Source organism: Bacteroides caecigallinarum (assembly GCF_016902295.1).
GTDB classification, from domain to species: domain Bacteria; phylum Bacteroidota; class Bacteroidia; order Bacteroidales; family Bacteroidaceae; genus Phocaeicola; species Phocaeicola caecigallinarum_A.
On record NZ_JACJLQ010000007.1, the window covers coordinates 102,584 to 109,350 of the forward strand.

Here is a 6,767-nt window from a genome sequence, read left to right on the forward strand (position 1 = left end):
CTATGTTCAAGTTATTTATTCGTCGTCCGATTCTCTCGGCGGTTATATCAGTAATATTCGTGTGCCTGGGGGTACTGGCTATCGTCTCTCTTCCTATCACGCAGTATCCGGATATCGTGCCGCCGTCCGTTACGGTCACTGCCCGCTACACGGGTGCCAGTGCCGATGTTATGACCAAGACTGTAGCTACTCCGCTCGAACGTGCCATCAACGGTGTGCCGGGCATGACTTATATGACTACAGTCTGTACCAACGACGGTATGTCGCTCACCACTATCTATTTCAAGGTAGGAACAGACCCTGATGTGGCTGCTGTGAATGTGCAGAACCGTGTGACTACAGTCCTCGATGAGTTGCCTGAAGAAGTTATCCGCGCCGGTGTGGTTACGGAGAAGGAGGTAAACAGTATGTTGATGTACCTCAACATCTTCAGTACAGACAGTACTCATACAGAGAAATTCGTATATAACTTTGCCGATATCAATATCCTCCGCGAGCTGAAACGTATCGACGGTGTGGGATTTGTGGAAATCATGGGTAGCCGTGACTACGCTATGCGTGTATGGCTTAATCCGAGCCGTCTGGCTGCATATAACATGGTGCCGCAGGATGTAACGGAGGCTATCCGCCGTCAGAACATCGAGGCGGCACCGGGTAAGACTGGTATCAGTTCCGACAAACTTCCGCAGCAGTTGCAGTACGTGTTGCAATATACCGGTAAGTTCAGTACTCCTGAAGAGTATGGCGAGATTGTTTTGAAGGCCATGCCTGACGGTTCGCTCCTGCGACTCAAGGATGTGGCTACCATAGAGTTCGACTCTGAGGACTATAACATGATTTCCATGACCGACGGTCGTCCTTCGGCATCTATCATGATCAAGCAGCGTCCGGGTTCTAATGCCAGCGAGGTAATCAAGAACATCAAGACACGTATGGAAGAAATTAAAGAGAGCAGTTTCGCTCCGGGTATGGAATATAATATTGCGTACGACGTGTCGCGCTTCCTCGACGCTTCCATCGCGTCAGTGCTGAAGACACTTGTCGAGGCATTCCTCCTTGTGTTCGTGGTGGTATATATCTTCCTTCAGGACTTCCGCTCTACGCTTATTCCTGCCATCGCCGTTCCGGTGTCACTTGTCGGAACATTCTTCTTCATGCAGGTTTTGGGATTCTCCATAAACATGCTTACTCTGTTTGCCCTTGTGCTTGCCATAGGTATTGTGGTGGACAATGCCATTGTCGTGGTTGAGGCTGTCCACGTTAAGATGCACGAAGAGAAACTCTCTCCATACAAGGCATCAGTGGCCGCGATGAAGGAAATCGGTGGTGCTATCGTTGCCATTACTCTTGTCATGTCGGCAGTGTTCGTGCCTGTAGGTTTCATGGAAGGTACGGTTGGTATCTTCTACCGTCAGTTCTCGCTCACACTTGCCGTGGCTATTGTCATTTCGGGTATAAATGCCTTGACTCTGTCGCCTGCACTCTGTGCCATGCTGCTCCGTCCGGCTACTCACGGAAAGAAGAAGGCAACTCTCATGCGCCGTTTCTTCGTAGTGTTCAATCGTGGATATGCACGTTTCGAACGCCGCTATAATCTCGGACTTTCCAAGTACCTGGGCCGCCGCTCATTCACATATCTCACTCTGTTGCTTTTCCTTGCCGCCACATACGGTATCAATCTCGTTCTTCCTACAGGATTTATCCCTAACGAAGACCAGGGTATGATATATATCAACGTCGATGCGCCTCCTGGGGCAACCGTAGAGCGAAGCGAGAAAGCATTGAGCCAGGTTCAGGCAGCACTCCTTCCGCTCGAAGAGATTGAAAGTATCTCTACACTGGCAGGTTACAGTCTTATGACCGAAACAGAAGGTGCCAGCTACGGTATGGGTATGATTAACCTCAAGCCGTGGGACGAAAGAGAGCAGACAGTAGATGAACTTATGCGCACATACGCCGACCGCGTGTCGCACATTAAGGATGCCGACATCCAGTTCTTCCTTCCGCCGTCGGTTCCGGGCTTCGGTAATGCCAGCGGTTTCGAGCTTCGATTGCAGGACAAGACTGCGGGCGACTTCCATGAGTTTGCCGAAGTGGCTGACAATCTGGTAGAGAAACTCAATGCCGACCCTCGCATACAGGGTGTCACATCAGGATTTAATCCTAACTTCCCTCAGTACCTCTTGAAAGTCGATTTGGCAAAGGCTGCCAAGTTGGGTGTTGACCTTGACAAGTCGATGGAGACACTTCAGGCATATATCGGAAGTTTCTATTCATCAAACTTCATCCGTTTCGGACAGATGTATAAGGTTATGATTCAGGCTTCTCCTGAGTACCGTATGAATCCGGAAGACATCTATAAACTTTATGCCAAGAACAACGACGGTAATGTGGTGCCATACTCCAACTTCCTCACTATGGAACGTATCTATGGTCCGAGCCAGATTACACGTTACAATATGTTTACTTCCGCGCTCATTACCGGCGAAGGTGAGGGTGGAGTAAGTACCGGTGAGGTAATCAAGGTAGTTGAGGAAATCTGTAAGGAAGTCCTTCCTCGCGGTTACGACGTGGAATGGTCGGGTGTTACACGTGAGGAGAAAGACTCCGGCGGACAGACATTCATGATATTCGGTATCTGTCTTCTGTTCGTATATCTGCTTCTTGCCGCACAGTACGAGAGCTTGCTTCTGCCGTTCTCCGTTATACTGTCGTTGCCTGCAGGTATCTTCGGTTCTTATTTCTTCCTCCAGGTAGCGGGGCTTGAAAACAATATCTATGCCCAGGTGGCGCTCGTCATGCTTATCGGCCTTTTGGGTAAGAATGCCATCCTCATTGTGGAGATGGCAAACCAGTTCCGTGCAGCGGGAGCTACTCCATTCGAAGCAGCTGTCAAGGGAGCTGTCAGCCGTCTGCGTCCTATCCTCATGACCTCCTTCGCGTTCATCTGCGGTCTTATTCCGCTTGTGCTTGCTTCGGGAGCCGGAGCTTTGGGCAACCGTTCCATCGGTACTGCCGCCGCGGGAGGTATGTTTATCGGTACGTTCGTGGGTATCTTCCTCGTGCCGGGATTATATTTGGTATTTGAAACACTGTCGGTTTATCTCAACCGCAATAAAGTCAGCTATTTAGAAGAAGATGATGAAGAATAAATTTGCATATATTGTTTTAATGGCTTCGGCACTGGCTATGGGAGGGTGTAAGGCACCTTCCCTTACGCCGACGGAGAAGTTCGACCTGCCCGAAGCTTTTATTGAAGACACAGATACTGTGACAATGGCATCCGTATCATGGAAAGAATTTTTTCCTGACGCGTACCTTGTGGAATATATAGATTCAGCTCTGTCGAACAATCATTCTTTCCTCAAGACAATAGAAAATGTTTCCATAGCCCGTGCGCAGATGAAAGCCGGAAAGGGAGCCCTGTTTCCGGAAATCTCATTGGGTATTGACGGTGGCATCCAGCGTTTCGGCGAATATACTATGGACGGTGTTGGAAACAGCACCACCAATACACCTGATTTGGCAAAGGACAAGCATATTCCTGACCCTTATAAGAATCTGAACCTCGGACTGAACTTCCAGTGGGAGGCCGATATATGGGGAAAACTGACCGACAAGAAGCGTTCGGCAGTGTCACGCTGGATGAAGTCAGTCGAGGCAAAACGTCTGGCACAGACAATGCTTGTGGGTGAAGTGGCAGATGTATATTATAAGTTGATAGGTCTCGACAAGAAACAATATGTACTCGAGGAAGCCATCCGCAAGACGGCGGCATCATATCTTCTTGCCAATGAGCTTATGGCCGAAGGTGAGGAGTCGAGACTTTCTGTCGATCAGTTCCGCTCGCGTCGTCTTAAGCTTGAAGAAATGCTTCTCGACACCGAACAGCAGATGGCTGAGACCGAACGTGCCTTTGCGCTTCTGCTGGGACGCATGCCTTTTGAGATAAAACGCTCTTCGTTCGAGGAAATAAGTGATTATACATTCCCTGTGGAGACAGGCATACCTGCTCAGATTTTGCGTAACCGCCCGGATGTGGTTGCTGCGGAACTGGAACTATTGGCATGCAAGTCGGATGCATCTGCCGCACGTAAGGCGTTTTTCCCTTCTCTGGTTATTGGGGGAGGGGCTGGCTTCAATGCTTTCAGTCTTGATAAATGGTTCACTTCGCCTGCATCTATGGTATATAATCTCGCTGCTGGGATTTCGGCTCCTATATTCAGACGCAATGAAATCCGCGCTTTATGGGAAGAAGCCAACGGACGTCAGCGGATAGCGTTGCTCGATTATCATGAGACAGTACTTCGTTCGTATCTTGAAGTTGTGAATCTGATTACTTCGTCCGAGCAGATGAATCTCCGCAAGGCATTGAAGGAAGAGGAGAGCCGCATTCATCACCGTGCCATTTATAATGCCAACGAACTGTTCAAAACCGGTTTTGCCGGCTATCTGGATGTTCTTTCTGCCGACGAGCGTTATCTGGATTGTGAACTCGAGAGAATTGAGCTGAACATATCGTATTGCCGTATCCATACCATGCTCTACAGAGCACTGGGAGGCGGTAGTTTTTAGTGTTAAGAAACTGTTAAAAAAAACGTGCGCACATTCGAGACAAAATGTGCGCACATTTAACTTTAAACGTGCGCACGTTTTACCTTAAACGAACGCACGTTTTTTTTTGAGGCATTAGAAAGGATTATTTCGTATATTGTTTTTATATTTGCTAACCCTCTGAACAGATAAGATAAATTCATTATATATAGACATCATTTTTCATGGAAAAATCTGAAAATGCATTCCTGTTGCATGGCAAACCTGTAAGGGAGTATATCCTGAAACTGGCTGAAAATTCAAATAAGGAATTTGCCGAGAAATTGAATCCCGGAGTAGAGAATGTGCTTGGATTGCGTTTGCCTGATATGCGTAAGCTGGCGGCTGAAATAGCCAAAGCCGACTGGAAGGCTTATCTGGCTGATGCTCCATCGTTCTATATGGAGGAAAGGATGCTTCAGGGACTTGTGTTAGGCTATATCAGACCGGACGGGAATATTGAAGAATATCTGTCATACGTTACGCGTTTTGTTAAGATTATAAACAGCTGGTCTGTATGCGACTCTTTCAAGTTTGCCGGTAGCAAAAAATATTTCTCAGTTCATTCTGACAGAATATGGGAGTACCTTAAGTCATTCATCTATTCGGATAGAGAATATGATATACGTTTCGGGGTGGTTATGACTATGAAATATTTTATTGATGACAGCCATATTGACGAATTGCTTGAACTTTACGACAATATCCGTCACGAAGGATATTACGTCAGGATGGCTGTGGCATGGGCCATATCGTTCTGTTTTGTGGAATATCCCGAAAAAACGTTGGAATATATGAAACGGGCGAAACTTGACGATTTTACCTATAATAAATCCATACAGAAAACTATAGAGTCATATCGTGTTGATGGAGACATGAAAACGTGTTTGCGCAATATGAAGAGAAAATGAATAACAGTATAACAATTATCATTATGAAAACAATTTCAAGATTATTTTTTATTGCGGGATTGGCGTCATTGTCGGCATGTACGCCGTCGCAGAAAAACATGGAGGCACAGGAAGCCGCTTCCGAGGGTAAAAACCAGGTTATAGAGACCATTATGTCGCGCAGGAGTATCCGCAAGTACAAACAGCAGCCGGTTGAGCAGGAAAAGTTGCGGCAGATACTGGAATGCGGAATCAATGCGCCCAACGGACAGAACAAACAGTCGTGGGAGATACGTGTAGTTAATCAGGAATACATTTCTGAGTTGGACTCGCTGAACAGAAGCCTTGCCATTGCTAAAGGCGCTGACGAATCAAAAATCCGTCATACCTCATACGGAGCTCCTGTAATGATATTCATTGCCAACGATACTACATACGATTTCTCGCAGGTGGACTGCGGACTTCTCGGAGCGAATATGATTCTCACTGCAAAGTCGTTAGGATTGGGCTCATGCTGTCTTGGAGGAATAGCCAGAACAATGAAACTGCCTGAAGCGGAATCTTTGCTCAAACGTCTTGACCTGCCGGAGAACTATAATCTGCTTTATGCTATATCTTTCGGCTATCCTGATGAATCGCCGGCTGCAAAACCTAGAAAAGCAGAAAAAATCAAGTTTGTAGAGTGATATTTTAATAATGAAATATATTATATAAAGAAATAGCAGAAACTTTGTAGCTCCAATTTCAATAATTAATTATATAAATATATTCCTGTTTATTAGGCTATTACGTTTTTTTTGTGTAATTTTTATTGGAAAAATATTTGCGAAAAAGTTTGTATTATTGGAAAAAGGTTGTACCTTTGCATCCGCTTTCGAGAGGGAAGGCAGTTAAGTTGAAATGTTGAGAAGGTGGTAGAGCTGTTGTAAGGTTCTTGAGTATCTTACCTTGTTAGTATACAAGGGAGCGAGAAATGTTCCTTCGGTTTTTTATCCTCGAAAATTTTTTCGAAAAAAAATATTCGAAAAAATTTGGTGATTAAAAATAAATCGCTTACCTTTGCAAACACTTTCGCTTCCAAAACGGAAGAAAGTTCTTTGAAAGATTTTAAATAAATAAACAAACAGAATGTAGTACAAGCGTCACATTATAATAATGTAGTGTGATGAAAAATTAAAGAATAAACCGTCAATTAAAATAATTACGGGATCCTGGACAGAGACAAAGACATATCCTTAACGGATATATAAAAATATTTTACAATGAAGAGTTTGATCCTGGCTC

4 protein-coding genes are annotated in these 6,767 nt (G+C 45.5%); all 4 read left to right on the forward strand.

Annotated features, from left to right (window positions below; all coding sequences use genetic code 11):
- The first annotated feature begins 2 nt into the window (after positions 1 to 2).
- Positions 3 to 3,152 (forward strand): efflux RND transporter permease subunit, encoded by a 3,150-nt coding sequence (locus tag H6A27_RS03760; RefSeq protein ID WP_204507741.1) that lies wholly within the window; start codon positions 3 to 5, stop codon positions 3,150 to 3,152.
- Positions 3,139 to 4,575 (forward strand): efflux transporter outer membrane subunit, encoded by a 1,437-nt coding sequence (locus H6A27_RS03765; protein WP_204507742.1) that lies wholly within the window; start codon positions 3,139 to 3,141, stop codon positions 4,573 to 4,575. The genes H6A27_RS03760 and H6A27_RS03765 overlap by 14 nt, the downstream gene beginning before the upstream one ends.
- A 203-nt stretch (positions 4,576 to 4,778) precedes the next feature.
- Positions 4,779 to 5,504, forward strand: a complete 726-nt coding sequence (locus H6A27_RS03770; protein ID WP_204507743.1) for a DNA alkylation repair protein — start codon at positions 4,779 to 4,781, stop codon at positions 5,502 to 5,504.
- A gap of 23 nt (positions 5,505 to 5,527) precedes the next feature.
- Positions 5,528 to 6,169 carry a nitroreductase gene (locus H6A27_RS03775; protein ID WP_204507744.1) on the forward strand — a complete coding sequence of 214 codons (642 nt, stop codon included), beginning with the start codon at positions 5,528 to 5,530 and terminating at the stop codon, positions 6,167 to 6,169.
- Positions 6,170 to 6,767: the final 598 nt, after the last annotated feature.